General features: G+C 67.6%; 16 protein-coding genes. 9 read left to right on the top strand and 7 right to left on the bottom strand.

The features are described from left to right. Positions 1-404: 404 nt before the first annotated feature. Positions 405-1,232, bottom strand: coding sequence for an inositol monophosphatase family protein (locus ACM0PY_RS01345; RefSeq protein WP_049468091.1), 828 nt, complete (start codon positions 1,230-1,232; stop codon positions 405-407). 120 nt (positions 1,233-1,352) lie between these two features. On the opposite strand from ACM0PY_RS01345, the gene ACM0PY_RS01340 reads away from it, so the two are divergent. The 3 genes from ACM0PY_RS01340 to ACM0PY_RS01330 all read left to right on the top strand — a co-directional run bounded on the left by ACM0PY_RS01340 (position 1,353) and on the right by ACM0PY_RS01330 (position 5,225). Further along, entirely contained in the window at positions 1,353-2,123 is a 771-nt protein-coding gene (locus ACM0PY_RS01340; RefSeq protein ID WP_134972268.1) for an RNA methyltransferase, read from the top strand. Between the two features lie 103 nt (positions 2,124-2,226). Then, positions 2,227-3,102 carry a phosphate/phosphite/phosphonate ABC transporter substrate-binding protein gene (locus ACM0PY_RS01335; RefSeq protein WP_235646704.1) on the top strand — a complete coding sequence of 292 codons (876 nt, stop codon included), beginning with the start codon at positions 2,227-2,229 and terminating at the stop codon, positions 3,100-3,102. Next, on the top strand, positions 3,099-5,225 hold the full coding sequence (locus ACM0PY_RS01330) for a putative bifunctional diguanylate cyclase/phosphodiesterase (RefSeq protein WP_005417742.1): 2,127 nt from the start codon (positions 3,099-3,101) through the stop codon (positions 5,223-5,225). The genes ACM0PY_RS01335 and ACM0PY_RS01330 overlap by 4 nt, the downstream gene beginning before the upstream one ends. Before the next feature lie 67 nt (positions 5,226-5,292). Here the strand turns inward: ACM0PY_RS01330 and epmB are convergent, their stop codons facing one another. Beyond that, the gene (epmB, locus tag ACM0PY_RS01325) at positions 5,293-6,333 is read right to left on the bottom strand and encodes an EF-P beta-lysylation protein EpmB (protein ID WP_111176194.1); all 1,041 of its coding nucleotides are present in this window, start codon (positions 6,331-6,333) and stop codon (positions 5,293-5,295) included. A 96-nt stretch (positions 6,334-6,429) separates the two neighbouring features. Between epmB and efp the strand changes: the two genes are divergently transcribed. The 5 genes from efp to ACM0PY_RS01300 all read left to right on the top strand — a co-directional run bounded on the left by efp (position 6,430) and on the right by ACM0PY_RS01300 (position 10,694). Further along, a complete protein-coding gene (gene efp / locus ACM0PY_RS01320; protein ID WP_005410381.1) occupies positions 6,430-6,996 on the top strand; it encodes an elongation factor P in 567 nt (188 codons plus the stop codon). 205 nt (positions 6,997-7,201) lie between these two features. Continuing rightward, the gene (locus ACM0PY_RS01315) at positions 7,202-8,545 is read left to right on the top strand and encodes a TRZ/ATZ family hydrolase (protein WP_099487291.1); all 1,344 of its coding nucleotides are present in this window, start codon (positions 7,202-7,204) and stop codon (positions 8,543-8,545) included. Positions 8,546-8,569: 24 nt separating this feature from the next. Then, positions 8,570-9,286, top strand: coding sequence for a bifunctional 2-polyprenyl-6-hydroxyphenol methylase/3-demethylubiquinol 3-O-methyltransferase UbiG (gene ubiG / locus ACM0PY_RS01310; protein WP_049412667.1), 717 nt, complete (start codon positions 8,570-8,572; stop codon positions 9,284-9,286). Then, positions 9,283-9,978, top strand: coding sequence for a phosphoglycolate phosphatase (locus tag ACM0PY_RS01305; RefSeq protein WP_005417733.1), 696 nt, complete (start codon positions 9,283-9,285; stop codon positions 9,976-9,978). Before ubiG ends, ACM0PY_RS01305 begins: the two co-directional genes overlap by 4 nt. An 11-nt stretch (positions 9,979-9,989) precedes the next feature. Next, entirely contained in the window at positions 9,990-10,694 is a 705-nt protein-coding gene (locus ACM0PY_RS01300) for a squalene/phytoene synthase family protein (protein ID WP_061478050.1), read from the top strand. 87 nt (positions 10,695-10,781) lie between these two features. Here ACM0PY_RS01300 and ACM0PY_RS01295 read toward each other — a convergent pair whose 3' ends face one another. Genes ACM0PY_RS01295 through yidD form a run of 3 tightly spaced genes read right to left on the bottom strand, consistent with a single transcriptional unit; the run spans position 10,782 to position 13,232 of the window. After that, the gene (locus tag ACM0PY_RS01295) at positions 10,782-11,630 is read right to left on the bottom strand and encodes a M23 family metallopeptidase (protein ID WP_049444813.1); all 849 of its coding nucleotides are present in this window, start codon (positions 11,628-11,630) and stop codon (positions 10,782-10,784) included. Further along, entirely contained in the window at positions 11,630-12,976 is a 1,347-nt protein-coding gene (locus ACM0PY_RS01290; protein WP_061478048.1) for a dihydroorotase, read from the bottom strand. The genes ACM0PY_RS01295 and ACM0PY_RS01290 overlap by 1 nt, the downstream gene beginning before the upstream one ends. Position 12,977: 1 nt before the next feature. Beyond that, a complete protein-coding gene (yidD, locus tag ACM0PY_RS01285; RefSeq protein ID WP_014037867.1) occupies positions 12,978-13,232 on the bottom strand; it encodes a membrane protein insertion efficiency factor YidD in 255 nt (84 codons plus the stop codon). Positions 13,233-13,504: 272 nt separating this feature from the next. Between yidD and dksA the strand changes: the two genes are divergently transcribed. Then, complete coding sequence (gene dksA, locus ACM0PY_RS01280; protein ID WP_180885907.1) at positions 13,505-14,731, top strand: RNA polymerase-binding protein DksA; 1,227 nt, start codon at positions 13,505-13,507, stop codon at positions 14,729-14,731. 572 nt (positions 14,732-15,303) lie between these two features. Here the strand turns inward: dksA and ACM0PY_RS01275 are convergent. Together ACM0PY_RS01275 and ACM0PY_RS01270 are read right to left on the bottom strand one after the other, a co-directional pair. After that, complete coding sequence (locus ACM0PY_RS01275; protein WP_005417718.1) at positions 15,304-16,551, bottom strand: MFS transporter; 1,248 nt, start codon at positions 16,549-16,551, stop codon at positions 15,304-15,306. Further along, the gene (locus tag ACM0PY_RS01270; RefSeq protein ID WP_134972694.1) at positions 16,548-17,000 is read right to left on the bottom strand and encodes a SufE family protein; all 453 of its coding nucleotides are present in this window, start codon (positions 16,998-17,000) and stop codon (positions 16,548-16,550) included. Before ACM0PY_RS01270 ends, ACM0PY_RS01275 begins: the two co-directional genes overlap by 4 nt. Position 17,001 lies beyond the last annotated feature (1 nt).

The raw sequence follows: 17,001 nt of genomic DNA, 5'->3' as shown, positions 1-17,001 counted from the left end.
CTCGCTCAAGGCGGACCCAAGGTCAAATGCCACAGCTGCACCCAGTACCTCTTCGCGACGGGTGGATGCTGTTGTTCTTGATCTTGATCTTCCAGTCCGCCTTGAGCGAGCCGAGCATCGCAGGCGAATCAGGGGCGAAGAGGCGCCGGTGTCTGAGCGCAGCGAGTTCGGCGCCGTCCCCTGATTCGCCGAGAAGCGCAGGGTACCGGCGCGTAGCGACGGCTCGCGCCCCGGCGGCGTGTTTCTTTGGTTACTTTCTTTGCACGAGCAAAGAAAGTGACACCCCTCCGCGGTCGCGGAAACGACTCTCGCCAGGTCGTACCCGGCGCCACCGATGCATCGGCGCGCCAACAAAAACGGCACCCTCGCAGGGGCCGTCTCCATGAACCGCTTTACGCGAAACCTCAGAACTTCGCGTCAAACTCCGCCGCGTAACCGGTGTTCACCAGCACCTTCTGCAGCGACTCGGCCACCTTCAGGTTGCCGGCCACGATCTGGTGGGTTTCCGGGCCACGGTTGTCCATGCGGCCCAGGGTTGCGCCCTTGAAGTCACAGACCTTGCCGCCCGCCTCGCGGACCAGCAGCAGGCCGGCGGCGATGTCCCACGCCTTCACGCCGGCTTCGAAGTAGGCATCGGCACGGCCGCAGGCCACGTAGGCCAGGTCCAGTGCCGCCGAACCGGTGCGGCGGATGTCCTCACCGTGCACCAGCAGGGCGTCGACCGCCTTCAGCTGGGCGCTGGCGCGGCTGCGCTCGCGCGGGGCGAAACCGGTGTGGATCATCGTGCCTTCCAGATCCTTGCGCTCGGCCACGCGGATGCGGCGGTCGTTCAGCACGGCGCCGGCACCCCGGCTGGCGGTGAACAGTTCATTGCGCAGCGGGTCGAAGATGACCGCATCGGTCGGCTCGCCGTTCTCGACCAGCGCGATCGACACGCAGTAGTGCGGCACGCCGCGCAGGTAGTTGCTGGTGCCGTCCAGCGGGTCGATGACCCACATCTGGCGGCGCTCGCCCTGCACGCCACCTTCTTCACCGAAGATGCCGTAGTCCGGGTAGGCGCGCTTGAGTTCCTTGACGATGACCTTTTCCGCGTCCGCATCCACTTCGCTGGCGTAGTCCATCCGGCCCTTCTGCACCACGTTCAGTGCCTCGAGCTTGTTGATGTTGCGCAACAGGACGTTGCCGGCGAGGCGGGCGGCCTTGACCATGACGGTGACGGCGGGTTTCTGCATGGCGTGGGCTCCCGGAAAGGCAGAAGAGATGGACTGGCGGGGGAAAAGAGCGGGTCCGGCGCAGTGGCCGGCCGCACAGTTTACCATTGGTCATCGTCCAGCTCGACCTTTTCCCTGTTCATGTCCCAGTTTCCCGCCGCCACCCGCCTCCGATTCGTCCTGGTCGGTACCCAGCACCCCGGCAACATGGGGGCCGCCGCCCGTGCCCTGAAGACCATGGGCCTGGCCCGCCTGGTGCTGGTCGCCCCCGAGAAACCGCTGGACGAGGAGGCCTTCCGCCGCTCTGCCGGTGCCGAAGATGTGCTGGGGGACGCCCCGGTGGTCGCCACCCTGGCCGAGGCCGTGGCCGATTGCCGCCTGGTGCTGGGCTGCACCGCGCGTGCCCGCCGCGTGCAGCTGGAGGAGTACCTGCCGGCCGATGCCGCCGCTCGTGCGGTGGCCAAGGCGGGAGAGGGCGCCGAGGTGGCGCTGGTGTTCGGCCGTGAGCGCACTGGCCTGACCAACGAAGAACTGCAGCTCTGCCACGCGGCGGTGCACATCCCGTCCGATCCGGCGTTCAGCTCGCTCAACCTGGCGGCCGCCGTGCAGGTGCTGGCCTATGAGACACGCATGCAGCTGCTGGGCGCGCAGCCGGCCGCGGACGCCGAGCCCGGTTTCCGCGAACAGGCAGCAAGCCATGAACAGATGGAGAGTTTCTTCGCCCAGCTTGGCGACGCCCTGGACGAGATCGATTTCCACAAGGGCCGCGCGCCGGAATCGGCGATGCGCAAGCTGCGCCGGCTGTTCCTGCGCAGCGAGCCGAGCGAGCAGGAGGTGCGCCTGTTGCGCGGCATCCTTGCCGACACCCAGCGGATGGCGCGGCTGGCACAGGCGGGCAACAAGGACAGCTGACGACGTTCTCATTTTTTCGGGTAGTCTGTCCGGATACCCTGGGGGGATGAAGCCTGTGTCGGGTCTGCGAAGGGCAGTGCAGAGGGGACTGCTGAGCCTGGTCATGATCCTGCTGGCCGGGACGGTGCATGCAGCACCGGACCGGGTGCTGGTGCTGGGCCGGATCAGCGATGATCCCAAGGCCCATTACGAGCAGCTGCAACCGTTGCTGGACTATGTAGTGGCACGCATGCACGACGTCGGCATCAAGGAAGGGCGGATCCTGATGGCACGCGACCCGCAGCAGATGGCCAGCTATCTGCGGCGGGGGCGGGTCGACTGGGTCACGGAAACGTCGGGTACGGCGGTGGCACTGGGCCAGCGCAGTGGCGCGCGGCCGCTGCTGCTGACCGAGCGCAATGGCGTGCGTGAGTACCAGACCGTGTTCTTCGTGCGTCGCGACAGTCCGATCCATCGGATCCAGGACCTGCGCGGGCATCGCCTGGCGCTGCAGAACACGGCGTCCACCAGTGCCTACCTGGTGCCGGTGATGACGCTGCTGCAGGAGGGGCTGGCGCCGCAGATCCTGGCCGGTGTGTGGGACGTGCCGGGCCGGGACAGCGTGGGGTACGTGTTCGCACGTAGCGAGTTGAACATCGCCACGTTCGTGCACAAGGGCATGGTCGAAGTGGGGGCGGTGAGCAGCGTGGACTGGAATGACGAGCGACGGATGCCTGCAGCATTCCGGCGCGACTTCCGCGAACTGCTGCGCACCGAACCCTACCCACGGGCGGTGGAAATGGTTCGCGCCGACCTTGACCCGCGGGTGCGTGACCGGCTGCAGGACGTCCTGCTGCAGGCGGCCAGCGACCCGCAGGCACAGGGGGCGCTGCATCGGTTTTTCGGCACTTCCGGTTTCCACCGCGTCGATGCGCATGCGCAGCAGCGGCTGGATGAATTGAAACAAGGATTGACGCGCGTGCGGATGGAAGTGGAATGAAGTGGCTCGGCTCGGGAATGCAGGCCCGGTTCCTGCTCGCGATGGGCGGGGCGATGGTCGTGGTGGTGGCGATCCTGGCGGTGTTGCTGGGGCGGCAGGCGGCGATGCAGGGCGAGGTGCGCAACCTCAGTGGTGGCGTCATCCATGAACTGTTCGACCGCAGCGTGCGCAGCCGCGGCGAAGCGATGGCGCGCGAGCTGTCCGACGCGCTGGCCAACCCGCTGTACTACCGCGACCTGGACCAGGTCGGTGCGCTGGTGCGCAGCACCGCACGGCAGCCGGTCGTGCGCTATGTGCTGGTGTTCGACGAACGTGGCCGGCTGGTGCATGACGGCTCGATCGAGGTGTCCGGCTTCGGCCAGCCGATGACCGACCCGCTGGCCCCCAAGGCCGCGGTGGCGCAGGCGCTGGTGGTGCAGGAATCGCCCAAGGTGCTCGACAACACCATGCCGATCATGGTCGGCAACCAGCGCATCGGCGGCGTCCGCGTCGGCATGGCGCTGGACGAGGTGCAGCAGCGCGAACAGGCCGCCAATGCCACGCTCGGCGAGCGCCTGCAGCAGGTCGGCAGCCGCCACCTGGGCTGGCTGCTGCTGATGCTGGGCCTGCTGGTGGTGATCGGCGTGGTGGTGATCCTGTACGTGCAGCGCACCCTGGTGGCGCCGATCCGGGACCTGGCCGCTGCGGCGCGCCGCATCGAGGCTGGCGACTACCAGGCGCCGCTGGCCGAGAACACCCGCGACGACGAAGTCGGCGAGCTGGTGCGCGGCTTCGCCCGCATGCGCGATGCCATCGCCCGGCATGACCGCGAGGTGCGGCGCATGGCCTATACCGATGCACTGACCGGGCTGACCAACCGGTTGGCATTCAGGGAGGCGCTGGACCATCGCCTGATGGCCGCGCGCGCATCCAATCATCGGCTGGGCCTGCTGTTTGCCGATATCGACGATTTCAAGCGCGTCAACGACACCCTGGGCCATGAGGCCGGTGACGAAGCGCTGTTGCAGTTCGCGCAGCGCATCGGCAGTGCGGTTACCGAGGCCGGTGGCGATGAAGCCCTGCTGGCCCGCTTTGGCGGCGACGAGTTCGTGATCCTGGTCGGTGATGGCGACGTGGCGGCCAACGCACGGCTGCTGGCCGAAGTGCTGGTGCGCGAGCTGGGCAAGCCGCTGGTGGTGCAGGGCCGGGAACTGTTCCTGGGCACTTCGATCGGCGTGACCCTGTTCCCGGATGATGCCGCCGATGCGACCACGCTGCTGAAGAACGGCGACATCGCCATGTACCAGGCCAAGATGGCCGGCAAGAACTGCTACCGCTATTACAGCCGTGCGATGGACCACGCGGTCGAGCGCCGCGTGCACATGGAGCAGGAGCTGCGCGGGGCCTGGGAGCGCGGCGAGCTGCGCCTGGCCTACCAGCCGATCTTCCGCATGCGCGATCGCCGCATGGTCGGCGTGGAAGTGCTGCTGCGCTGGCAGCATCCGACCTTGGGCACGATTCCGCCGTCGGTGTTCATCGAAGTGGCCGAGCAGAGCGGGCTGATCGAGCTCATCGGCCCGAAGGTGCTGCGTGCGGCCTGCATGGAAGCCTCGCAGTGGCCACGCGGGGCGGGCGGCGATGATCTGTTCGTGTCGGTGAATGTGTCGCCGCGGCAGCTGCGCGGCGGTGAACTGCCGGCATTGGTCGCGCAGTGCCTGCACGAGTCCGGGCTGCCGGCGTCGCGCCTGCACCTGGAGTTGACCGAAACCGCGGTGATCGGCGACGAAATGGTTGCCGCGCAGCTGCTGGACAAGCTGCACCGCACCGGCGTGAAGGTCTGGCTGGACGATTTCGGCACCGGCTTCTCCGGTCTCAGTCATCTTCGCCAGGTACCGGTGGACGGCGTGAAGATCGACAAGAGCTTCGTGGCCGACATGCAGCGCGATCCCGACGATCTGGCGCTGACCACGGCGATCATCGCCATGGCCCACGCACTGGGCATCACCGTGGTGGCCGAGGGCATCGAGCAGCAGGCGCAGTTCGAACTGCTGGTGCAGCGCGGCTGCGATCTCGGCCAGGGCTACTGGCTGAGCCACCCGGTGACCGCCACCGAAGTGGTGCGGATGATCGAATCGGGCCTCTGACCTGCTGCCGTTGTCCTGGGGTCAGATCCCTTTTCCGCAGGAAAAGGGATCTGACCCCGCCCCCGGATTACAGCGGGCGCTTGCTCGGGTCGCCCGGCAGCTCGCGCACCAGTTTCGGGATCAGATAACCAGACAGGCGTGCGGTCAGGCCGGCAATCAGCGCCTTGGCCTGGGCATCATCCACTTCGAAGTGGGCCACGCCTTCGACCCGGTCCAGCTGGTGCAGGTAATAGGGCAGCACGCCAGCGGCGAAGCTGCGCTCGCTCAGGTCCTGCAGGGCCTGCACGCTGTCGTTGACCCCGCGCAGCAGTACCGCCTGGTTCAGCAGCTGGGCGCCGACGCCGCGCAGGCGGGCCATCGCCGCGTCCACGCTGGCGTCGAATTCATTGGCGTGATTGGCGTGGACCACGATCGCCAGCGGCCATGGCAGGCTGCCCAGCCAGCACACCAGTTCATCGTCCACGCGTTCCGGCAGCACGATCGGCAGCCGGGTATGGATGCGCAGGCGGCGGATATGCGGAATCGCGCGCAGGGCGTCGGTCAGCTCGACCAGCTTGTGCGTGGCCAGTGACAACGGGTCACCGCCGGACAGGATCACCTCATCGATGTCCGGGTCGGCCGCGATGGCGGCTACGGCCTCCTGCCAGCCGCCCTTGGCAGCGTTTTCCGCGGCATAGTCGAAGTGGCGGCGGAAGCAGTAGCGGCAGTTGATCGCGCAGCTGCCAGTGGCGACCAGCAGGGCACGGCCACGGTACTTCTGGATCACCCCGGTAGCCTTCTTGGCGGCACCATCGCCCACCGCGTCGAAGCTGAACCCGGGCGCCGGGCGCATTTCCTCGTCGATCGGCAGCACCTGGCGCAGCAGCGGGTCGGCCGCATCGCCCACGCGCATGCGGGCCACGAAGCCCTCGGGCACGCGCAATGCGAACTGGTCCATGGCCGCCTCCGAGACACCCAGCGCCGCCGGGTCCAGCTGCAGCCGGGCCAGCAGAGCGTGCGGGTCGCGCAGCGCCTGGCGCCAGAGCTGCTGCCAGCGCGCGGGCGCGCCTGGCGACTGGGGCCGGGGGAAGGCGGAAAGCTGCATGGAGAGGGGGCCTGCGGTTATCATGGGGGCAGAAAAACAGTCGCCCACCGGCATCCGGTGGGCTTTCCATTCTAACGGCTCGCCGCACCCGCGGCGTTTCTGCCACTCAGGAGTTTACGCATGGCCAGCTACGGCATGAACGACGTCAAGAACGGGATGAAGATCCTGGTCAACAACCAACCGGCCGTCATCATCGACACCGAATACGTCAAGCCGGGCAAGGGCCAGGCCTTCACCCGCGTGAAGTACCGCCTGATCAAGGACGGCCGTACCCAGGAAGTGACCATGAAGTCGACCGACTCGCTGGATGCAGCCGACGTCGTCGATACCGACATGAACTTCATGTACAGCGACGGCGAGTACTGGCACTTCATGGACCCGGAGTCCTTCGAACAGGTCCAGGCCACCAAGGCCGGCATGGGCGGCGCCGAGAAGTGGCTGAAGGGCGAAGAGTCCTGCGTGGTCACCCTGTGGAACGGTGAGCCGATCTTCGTTCAGCCGCCGAACTTCGTCGAACTGAAGATCACCGAAACCGATCCGGGCGTCCGTGGCGACACCTCGGGCGGCGGCGGCAAGCCGGCCACCTTGGAAACCGGTGCCGTGGTCCGCGTGCCGCTGTTCGTCAACCAGGACGAAGTGATCCGCGTTGACACCCGTTCGGGCGAATACTCCGCACGCGTCAAATAAGGTTCCGGTCGCAGGCCGACCTTGCTGTAGAGCCGAGCCATGCTCGGACACGCGCCAGCGCATTCGCGCTGGCGCTCCCATGATCTGCTTCGGCAGATCATGGGCCCCGCTTCACGGGTCTCCAGACCCCGCAGCTTCGCGGCAGCCCCTGACCCAGGGGCGTGTCCCCAGAAGTATCTCGCCGCCCCCCAGCCAGTGAGCCCGCATGAGCGATAGCCCGCACCTCCCCGAAGCCTGCGACCTGCTCATCGAAGCTGGTCACGTCGTTCCGATCGAGCCGCATGCGGTGGTGCTGGAGGACCATGCCGTTGCCGTGCGTGGCAGCGAGATCGTGGCCATCCTGCCGCGTGCCGAGGCGCGCGCACGCTTCCGTGCCGCGCAGGTGGTCAGCCGCCCCGAGTCGGCGCTGATGCCGGGCTTGGTCAACGCGCACACGCACAACCCGATGACCCTGCTGCGCGGCGTCGCCGACGACCTGCCGCTGATGACCTGGCTGCAGCAGCACATCTGGCCGGTGGAAGCGGCCGTGATCGGTCCTGAGTTCGTCGCTGACGGCACCACCCTGGCCATCGCCGAGATGCTGCGTGGCGGCACCACCTGCGCCAACGAGAACTACTTCTTCGGTGACGTGCAGGCCGCGGTCTACAAGAAGCACGGTTTCCGCGCGCTGGTTGGCGCGGTCATCATCGATTTCCCCACCGCCTGGGCCAGGACCGATGACGAGTACTTCGCCAAGGCCGGTGAACTGCACGACCAGTGGCGCACCGATCCGCTGATCGGCACCGCGTTCGCGCCGCATGCGCCGTACACGGTCAACGATGCCAACTTCGAGCGGGTGCGGATGCTGTCCGACCAGCTCGACATGCAGGTGCACCTGCATACCCACGAGACCGCGCAGGAGATCAACGATTCGATCAAGCTGCACGGCCAGCGCCCGCTGGCGCGGCTGGATCGGCTCGGCCTGGTCAACGACCGCCTGATCGCGGTGCACATGACCCAGCTGACCGATGCGGAAATCCACCTGTGCGCCGAACGCGGCGTCAGCGTGGTGCATTGCCCGGAATCGAACCTGAAGCTGGCCTCCGGTTTCTGCCCGGCCTGCGCCCTGCAGCGCGCCGGCGTGAACCTGGCGATCGGCACCGATGGCTGCGCCAGCAACAACGACCTGGACATGTTCAGCGAGAACCGTACCGCAGCGATCCTGGCCAAGGCCGTGGCCGATGATGCCACCGCGCTGGACGCGGCGACCACGCTGCGCGCGTCCACGCTGGGCGGCGCACGCGCGCTGGGCTTCGGTGACCGCATCGGTTCGATCGAAATCGGCAAGCAGGCCGACCTGGTCTGTGTCGACCTGTCGGCGCTGGAAACCCAGCCGCTGCACAACGTGCTGTCGCAGCTGGTGTATGCCACCGGCCGCCAGCAGGTCAGCGACGTCTGGATAGCCGGCAAGCCGAAGCTGGTGCAGCGCGAGCTGGTCGGCATGGACCTGCCGGGCATCATCGCCAACGCGCGCCAGTGGCGCGAGCGTATCCGTCATATCCGCGCCTGACCCCCGGCGCCGCAAGGACCCCTCATGACTGCCCCCCACGCTTCCTCCAATTTCGATCAGGCCGAGCTGGACAAGTTCGCCGCGCTGGCCAACCGCTGGTGGGATGCTGACGGCCCGCAGAAGCCGCTGCATGCGCTGAACCCGGTACGCCTGAAGTACGTCGCCGACCGCGTGCCGTTGCGTGGCGCGCGCGTGCTCGACATCGGCTGCGGTGGCGGGCTGCTGAGCGAAGCACTGGCGCAGGCCGGCGCCGACGTCACCGCCATCGACCTGGCCCCGGAACTGGTGAAGGTCGCGCGCCTGCATGCGCTGGAAAGCGGCGCCAAGGTCGACTACCGCGTGCAGGCCGCCGAGGATCTGGCCGCCGAGCAGCCGGGAAGTTTCGACGTGGTCACCTGCATGGAAATGCTGGAGCACGTGCCAGACCCGGGCGCGATCATCGACGCCTGCAAGCGCCTGCTGAAGCCGGGCGGCCACCTGTTCCTGTCGACCATCAACCGCACCGCGGCCGCCTTCGCGGTGGCGATTGTCGGCGCCGAGTACGTGGCGCGGCTGCTGCCCAGGGGCACCCACCACTACCAGGAATTCATCAAGCCGGCCGAACTGGCGCGCTGGCTGCGCGAGGCCGACCTGCAGCTGGTGGATGTCAGCGGCATGGCCTACGAGCCGTGGCGCAACCATGCCCGCCTGAGCAGCCGCACCGACATCAACTACCTGGCCTACGCGGTCAAGCCGGCATGACCTCCGCCCGCTTCCCGCGTGCGGTGCTGTTCGACCTGGATGGCACGTTGCTGGACAGCGCGCCGGACTTCGTCGCCACCTGCAATGCGATGCTGGCCGAGCGGGGCCGGGCAGCGGTCGATCCGGCGCAGCTGCGGCCGGTGGTCTCCAAGGGCTCGCGCGCGATGGTCGGGGCCGCTTTCCCGGACCTGGATGCCGCTGCGCGCGATGCATTGATCCCGGAATTCCTGCAGCGCTACGAAGCGCTGATCGGCCAGTACGCGGTGCTGTTCGACGGCGTGGCCGGCATGCTCGCCGCGCTGGATGAGGCCGGTACGGTATGGGGCATCGTCACCAACAAGCCGGAGTACCTGGCGCGCCTGATCCTGCCGCAGCATGGTTGGCAGCAGCGCTGCGCGGTGCTGGTCGGCGGTGACAGCCTGGCCGAGCGCAAGCCGCACCCGCTTCCACTGCTGCACGCTGCGCAGGCCATTGGCATGGCCGCCGAAGACTGCGTGTACGTGGGTGATGACGAGCGCGACATCATCGCTGCACGTGCTGCCGCGATGCCGTCGGTGGCGGCGCTGTGGGGCTACCGCCTGCACAGCGACGATCCGCTGGCCTGGCAGGCCGACGTGCTGGTCGAGAACGCTGAACTTCTGCAACTGGCCAGTCTCTGGCCGACCCGGCCGGCAGCCCCGGCCCAGCCGTAAGGAATCCCGTAGTGAGCAGTACCGCGCTGGACAGTTTCCTCGACAAGTGGCGCAGCCGTTGGCCGGAATGGTCGGTGGCCGCCCCGTTCGTGGCCGAACCGCAACGCGAGCTCGCAGTGGCGTGGTTTGCGCTGCTGCAGGAGTTCGACGACATGCTCAACACCAGCGGCGATCCGCTGCCCGCCGATGCCAAGCTGGCGTGGTGGGGCGAGGAGCTGCGCAGCTGGGCAGGGCATCGTTCGCGCCATCCGCTGGGCCGTCTGCTGGAGCCGGTGCGTGCACCGTGGGTGCAACTGGCCGAAGCGCTGCCGGACCTCGTTGAAGCGCGTACCGTTGCGCTGGATGCAGCCGGTGCCGAGCGTGCGCTGGCCAATTACGCCGAGGCCGTGGCCGCAGTGGAAGCGGCCTTGTTTGCCGACAAGCCGCGCACCGGCGCCGGTCGTGCGGTGCAGCTGCAGACCCTGGCCCAGCGCCTGCAGGACGCCGGCGTGGCCGGTGTGCCGCGCAGCCTGTTGGATGAGGATTCCAGCACGGCCGCGCAGCGCTGGGCCCAGTACCTGTTGAAAGGATGGGGCAGCCGCGTGCCGGGTCCGCGCCCGCGGCGCGTGTGGTCGAGCCTGGCGCGCGCCCGCGTTGCCGCGCAGGCCGCAGGCAAGCCAATCGAAGCCACCCCGGTGCGCACGTTGCTGCGCGTGTGGTGGGCTGCCCGCGGTTGATCCAACTGTCTGGTAGTGCCGGCCGCTGGCCGGCAGCTCGGGCACTGCAGAATTCATGCGGTTGCCGGCCAGCGGCCGGCACTACCGTTATTTGCGTTCCAGCACCAGCAACGGGTCGATGCGGGTGTCGAACCAGTTCATGCCCCAGTGCAGGTGCGGGCCGGTGGCACGGCCGGTGGCGCCGACGGCAGCGATCACCTGGCCCTGCTCCACACGGTCGCCAACTTTTACGTCGATGCGCGAAAGGTGCAGGAAGTTGGAACTGACCCCGAAACCGTGGTCGAGCAGCAGCGTGCCGCCGGTCAGGTAAAGGTCCGGGCCGGCGAAGGTGACGATGCCGGCGGCCGGTGCCTTGACCGGTGTGCCGGTCGGTACCGCGATGTCCATGCCGGAATGACCGGCACCGGGCTGGCCGTTGTAGACGCGCGCATTGCCGAAGCGACCGCTGATGCGGCCCTGCACCGGCCAGATGAAGGTCTGGGTGAAGTCGGTACGGTCGTCATCGCGGGCACGTGCGGCGGTCACCTGCGCCTGTTCGCGCTTGATCCGCTCGGCAATCGCCGGTGGCGGGTTGACCGTCTTCGGCGGCACGCCGTTGACCCGCTCGGTGGGCCAGTCGCGCGGCGTCACCGCAATGGTCGCCGTCTCGCTGCCACCATCGGGGCGTTGCACCTGCACGCGCAGCGGGCCCTTCTCGTCGCGGCCAATACCGAACACCACGCTGCCATAGCCGCTCACCCGCAGCTGGCGGCCGGCATACTGCACGCGGCTGCCGGCGGGAACCTTGCCGATCACCAGTGCGCCCTGCGACGCACTGGCCGGGAACACCACACGGCTGTCGATCAGGCTGCCGATGCCATCCTGCGCCTGGGCTGCCGGTGCGGTGAGCAGGGGCGCGGCCAACAGCAGCGCCCCGATCATCAGTGCCGAACGCATCAGCGGTCGTAGGTCATGCGCTGGCCGGCGGGCTCACCCACCAGCTTGCTGCCGTCCCACACCAGCTGGCCGTTGACCCAGGTGGAGGCGATGCGCGAGCGGAAAGTGGTGCCTTCGAACGGCGACCAGCCGCACTTGGACAGCACGTCCTCGCGCTTGACGGTGAACGGCACGTCCTCCACCAGCACCAGGTCGGCAAAGTAGCCTTCGCGCAGGAAGCCGCGTTCTTCCACGTCGAACAGCTGCGCTGGCGCATGTGCGAATTTCTGCACCACCTGCTCGCGGGTCAGCTTGCCTTCGTGCACCCGCTCCAGCGCGGCCACCAGCGCGTACTGCACCAGCGGCAGGCCCGACGGCGCCTGCGCGTAGGGCTTCTGCTTCTCCTCCCAGGTGTGCGGCGCGTGGTCGGTGGCCAGCACGTCCAGCACGTCATCGGCCAGCGCAGCGGTGATTGCCTCGCGGTCGGACACTTCCTTGATCGCCGGGTTGCACTTGATCAGGTTGCCCTTGGTCGCGTAGTCCGGGCGCGCGAAGTGCAGGAAGTGCACGCAGGTTTCGGCGGTGATCTGCTTGCGGCTGCCATCGGCGCGGATCAGCGGGCCCTTCTCGAACAGCGCCAGCTCATCGGCGGTGGAGATGTGCAGTACGTGCAGGCGGGTGCCGTGCTTGCGTGCCAGCGACATTGCCAGGCGGGTCGACTTGATGCAGGCTTCGCGCGAACGGATGTCCGGGTGCATGTCCGGGGTCAGCGCATCGCCGTACTTTTCCTGGAAGGCCTTGAGGTTGGCATCGATCATCGGCGTGTCTTCGCAGTGCGTGATGATCGGGGTCGGGCATTCGCGGAAAATCGCGTCCAGCGTTTCCGGGTTGTCGACCAGCATGTTGCCGGTCGAAGCACCCATGAACACCTTCACGCCCGGGGCCTTCTTCGGGTCCAGGGCACGGATCGCGTCCAGGTTGTCATTGCTGGCACCGTGGTAGAAACCGTAGTTGGCCCAGGCGCGGCCGCGCGCGAGCTCGTACTTGGCTTCCAGGATGGTTGAATCCAGCGTCGGCGGGTTGGTGTTGGGCATGTCCATGAAGCTGGTCAGGCCACCGGCCACGGCGGCCGCCGATTCGCTGGCGATGTCGCCCTTGTGGGTCAGGCCCGGTTCGCGGAAGTGCACCTGGTCATCGATCATGCCGGGCAGCAGCCAGCGCCCGGCCGCGTCCACCACCTGCTCGCCGTCGCGCGGCGCCAGCCCACTGCCGATCTGCGCGATGCGGCCGTTCTCGATGCGCAGGTCACCATCGAAGGTGCGGCCTTCGTTGACCATGCGGGCGTTGGTGATGAGGGTGGAGGACATGTCAGTGTTTTCCTGTGCAACGGCAAGAGGGGGCGTTGGGGGACTCGGGCACGGGATCGAAGCCGCCGGGATGGAACGGATGGCAGCGGCCCAGCCGGCGCGCAGCCAACCAGCTGCCGCGCAGCGGGCCGTGCCGCGAGATGGCGTCCATCGCGTATTCAGAACAGCTCGGCACGAAACGGCAGCGCGGCCCCAGCAGGGGGCTGATGAAGCGCTTGTAGAAGCGCAGCAGGGCAATGAGCAGGCGCGAGATCACCCAGTCATCTTATGCCAGTTGGCATGAAGGACGCATTTGTGCAGGATGGGGCGTTGGTCGCATGTCGCCGATGGCCTGCGACCGGTACCAGCACCGTCGGGTGCTGGCCAGGTTCCGTACCGCGCAAGGCGGTCCGTGTTCGTCGGACTGCCCTCCAGGGCGCCTTGGCTCCAGGACTGAATGGAGCAGGGTGCCAAGGTTGCTGCTGCGGGTCGGGTAGGCTATAAAGGCCCGCTTTCCCGGGCCCCGGGAAATCCAAGGAAGAGCGTTTCGTGGCTGCTAAAAAAACTGCAAAGAAGGCCGCAACGGCCGCCAAGAAAACCGCCAAGCCTGTTGTGAAGAAGTTGGCGGCAAAGCCCGTTGCCAAGAAGCCGGCCAGCAAGCCGGCGACCAAGGCAGCGTCCTCGCAACCGGCGGCCAGGAAGGCCACCGCAAAGAAAACGCCGGTCAAGGCAACCAAGCCGGTGGCGAAGAAGGCCGCTGCGCCCGCCAAGGCCAAGCCAGCCGCCGCCAGCAAGAAGGCGCCGGTGAAGAAGACCGTCAGCAAGGCCGCGCCGGTGAAGAAGGCCGCCGCCAAGCCGGTGGTCAAGAAGGCCGCCGCCAAGCCGGCGCCGAAGGCGGTGGTGAAGAAGGCTGCAGCCAAGCCGGTCGCCAAGCCCGTAGCAAAGAAGGTCGCTGCGGCTAAACCGGCCGCCACGCCTGCCGCTGTAAAGAAGGTTGCCAAGAACGTTGCCGCGCCGGCCGTAAAGCCGACCCCGGCCCCAGTAGTGAAGTCCGCACCGAAGCCTGCTGCCAAGCCGGCTCCGGCCAAGCCTGTCCCGGCCAAGACCGTGGCAGTGGCGGCAGCCCAGCCGGCCTCAACGCCGGCCCCGGCCGCCGCTCCTGTCGCTTCGAAGGCCCCGCAATCCAAGAATCCCGTGCCCGTTTCGAAATCGCCTGCCAAAACCGCCGTGAAATCCGATTCCGCCCCGAAGACCGTGTCGCGCCCTGTCGGCAAGGTTGCCGTGGCCGTCGCCGCCCGCTCGGCAGCACCGGCCCCGCGCAGCAAGTACAAGGTGGTCGAGTACAAGACCGACGAGGCCACTGGCCGCCCGATCCTGCCGGCTGGCTACAAGCCGTCCTCGGAAGAGGAATACATGAGCCCGCTGCAGCAGGAGTATTTCCGCCAGCGCCTGCAGAACTGGCGCGCGGACCTGGTGGAAGAGTCCAAGCAGACCATCGAGAACCTGCGCGAGGAAGTGCGTGACATCGGCGACGAAGCCGAGCGTGCGACCCGCGAGACCGAGAACTCGCTGGAACTGCGTACCCGCGACCGCTACCGCAAGCTGATCGGCAAGATCGACAGCACCCTGAAGCGCCTGGAAGCAGGCGACTACGGCTACTGCGTCGACACCGGCGAAGAAATCGGCCTGGAGCGCCTGGAAGCGCGCCTCACCGCAGAGCGCACCATCGACGCCCAGGAGCGTTGGGAGCACCTGCAGAAGCAGCAGGGCGACTGATTCCAGTTCGTTGTCTGGTCATGCGAAAAACCCGGCTTCGGCCGGGTTTTTTGTTGGGTTCGTGTTGGCTGCGTAGGGCGGCGCCTTGCGGGTATCGGCGTGAGCCTGCGGGTGGGTCCGGGCAGGACACGCTGCAAGTACATCCCTGTAAGCTCGGCCGCGGCATCCATGCCGCGGACGGTCCTGCCCGGACCCACCCGCCGGCTCTCGACGGTTTCCTGCGTGCGCGGCCGATGTAGAGCCGAGCCCACGCTCGGCTCAGGCCGACAGGAGCGGTCATGCGTGCTCGCGGCTGTTGAGTCCGCCTTGTAGCGAGCCGAGCACCGCAGGGGAATCAGGGGCGAAGAGGCCGCTCTATCCTGTAGAGCCGACTGCTAGTCGGCTGGCTCTCCGCGCCGTCCCCTGATTCACCGAGGAGCACAGGGCACCGGCGCGCAGCGCCGGCTCGCGGATGGCGGAGCGTTTCTTTGGTTACTTTCTTTTCGCGAAAAGAAAGTGACAAGCCCAATCATCGAGGGAGAGCAACGGCCCCAGCCAAACACCCGGCGCCGCCGAATCCGCTGTTAGCAGCGTCACTGCAGGTCGCGAAGATTCAGTTTCCGCAGCGTTGGGTTCTTCCACGCGGTGATCCCGGCCACGCTCAGCACCGCGAATCCGCCCAGCACCACCGCCGGCACCAGGCCGAGCAGCTTCGCCATCGTGCCGGCATAGAACGCGCCCAGCTCATTGGACGAACTGATGAAGATGCCGTTGATCGACGATACGCGACCGCGCATTTCTTCCGGCGTAGCCAACTGCAGGATGGTCGAGCGGATCACCACCGAGACGCCATCGAACGCGCCGTAGAACAGCAGGATCAGCGCCGACAGCCAGAAGTGCTGCGACAACCCGAAGCTGATCACGCACAGTCCGAAGCCGGCGACCGCGAAGAGCAGCACGCGGCCAGCATTGCGGTGCAGCGGGTGGCGCGCCAGCCACAGGCCCACGCACACCGAGCCCAGCGCCGGCATCGCGCGCAGGATGCCGAGGCCTTCCGGGCCGTGGTGCAGGATCTCGTGCAGGAACGCCGGCAGCATCGCCACCACGCCGCCCAGCAGCACCGAGAACATGTCCAGCGCCATCGCGCCGACCATGATGCGGTTGCCGACCACGAAGCGCGCGCCTTCGGCGATGCTCTTGAAGATCGGGGCGGCCGGGCCGGTATGCACCGGTTCTTCCACCTTCAGCGTGGCCAGGCAGGCCATCGCCACCAGCGCAAAGGCCGTAGCCACCGCGTAGGACAGGCCCTTGCCACCGAAGCCGACCAGCACGCCGCCCAATGCCGGGCCGGCGATCATGCCGGCCTGGAACACCACCGCGCCCAGGCCGGCGCCACGGGCAAACTGGTCACGGGCCAGCACGCGGGCGAACAAGGCGTTGTAGATCGGCGACAGGAAGGCGCGGACCATGCCGGTCAGCGCGATGGCCGCATAGATCGGCCACACGCCGTCAATGGGCAGCCAGCCCATGGCTACGCTGGTCAACACCAGTGCAGTGGCGATCAGCCCACAACAGGCGACCATGCCCAGCCGACGGCGCGGCAGGTGATCCACCAGGTAACCGGCGAACGGAGCCACGCAGAAGAACGGCACGACCTCGGCCAGGCCGATCAGGCCCAGCGAGAACGGATTGCGGGTGACTTCGTAGATGTGCCAGCCGACCGTGACCGCGACCACCTGGTAGGACAGCATCGCGAAGATGCGGTAGGCCAGCAGCCTGGCGAAACCGGGGCGGGACAGCAGGCCCAGTGCACTGTCTTCGGCTGTGGCGGGTTCGCTCACGACGGGTCGCGCTGCAGCTGCGCCTGCGCCGTCTCACGGATGAACGCCAGCATCGCCGCCACCCCATTGCTGCGGGTGGGCGAGAGGTGGCGGGCCAGGCCGATGTCCTGGATGTAGCTCGGCTGGGTCTCCAGGATCTCCTGCGCCGAGCGCCCGGAGTACACGCGCAGCGCCAGGAAGATCAGGCCGGAGACAATCGCCGAATCGCTGATGGCATGGAAGCGCAGCGACTGCGCGTTGCCCTCGGGCACGATCCAGACCATCGACTGGCAGCCGAGCAGGCGATGCTCTTCGGTCTTCCATTCTTCCGGGAAGGGCGGCAGCTTGCGGCCGAGGTCGATCAGGTACTGGTAGCGCTCGGACCAGTCGCCGAAGAAGCCGAATTCCTCGGCGATGGCGGCCTGGGCCTCGGCGGCGGTGGGTTCAAGCGGGAACGGGGAGTCGGTCACA

Source organism: Stenotrophomonas sp. BR163, assembly GCF_047520985.2.
Classification (GTDB): Bacteria; Pseudomonadota; Gammaproteobacteria; order Xanthomonadales; family Xanthomonadaceae; genus Stenotrophomonas; species Stenotrophomonas sepilia.
Note: the sequence above shows the minus strand (reverse complement) of the source record. Positions and strands in the feature narration are given on the sequence as shown.

Excerpts from the sequence above, each read along its gene's own strand:
- ACM0PY_RS01295 (WP_049444813.1), bottom strand. The coding sequence starts at position 11,630 with ATGCGTTCGGCACTGATGATCGGGGCGCTGCTGTTGGCCGCGCCCCTG.
- ubiG (WP_049412667.1), top strand. The coding sequence starts at position 8,570 with ATGACTGCCCCCCACGCTTCCTCCAATTTCGATCAGGCCGAGCTGGAC.
- ACM0PY_RS01340 (WP_134972268.1), top strand. The coding sequence starts at position 1,353 with ATGTCCCAGTTTCCCGCCGCCACCCGCCTCCGATTCGTCCTGGTCGGT.
- epmB (WP_111176194.1), bottom strand. The coding sequence starts at position 6,333 with ATGATAACCGCAGGCCCCCTCTCCATGCAGCTTTCCGCCTTCCCCCGG.
- ACM0PY_RS01305 (WP_005417733.1), top strand. The coding sequence starts at position 9,283 with ATGACCTCCGCCCGCTTCCCGCGTGCGGTGCTGTTCGACCTGGATGGC.
- efp (WP_005410381.1), top strand. The coding sequence starts at position 6,430 with ATGGCCAGCTACGGCATGAACGACGTCAAGAACGGGATGAAGATCCTG.
- ACM0PY_RS01345 (WP_049468091.1), bottom strand. The coding sequence starts at position 1,232 with ATGCAGAAACCCGCCGTCACCGTCATGGTCAAGGCCGCCCGCCTCGCC.
- ACM0PY_RS01330 (WP_005417742.1), top strand. The coding sequence starts at position 3,099 with ATGAAGTGGCTCGGCTCGGGAATGCAGGCCCGGTTCCTGCTCGCGATG.
- ACM0PY_RS01335 (WP_235646704.1), top strand. The coding sequence starts at position 2,227 with ATGATCCTGCTGGCCGGGACGGTGCATGCAGCACCGGACCGGGTGCTG.
- ACM0PY_RS01315 (WP_099487291.1), top strand. The coding sequence starts at position 7,202 with ATGAGCGATAGCCCGCACCTCCCCGAAGCCTGCGACCTGCTCATCGAA.
- ACM0PY_RS01290 (WP_061478048.1), bottom strand. The coding sequence starts at position 12,976 with ATGTCCTCCACCCTCATCACCAACGCCCGCATGGTCAACGAAGGCCGC.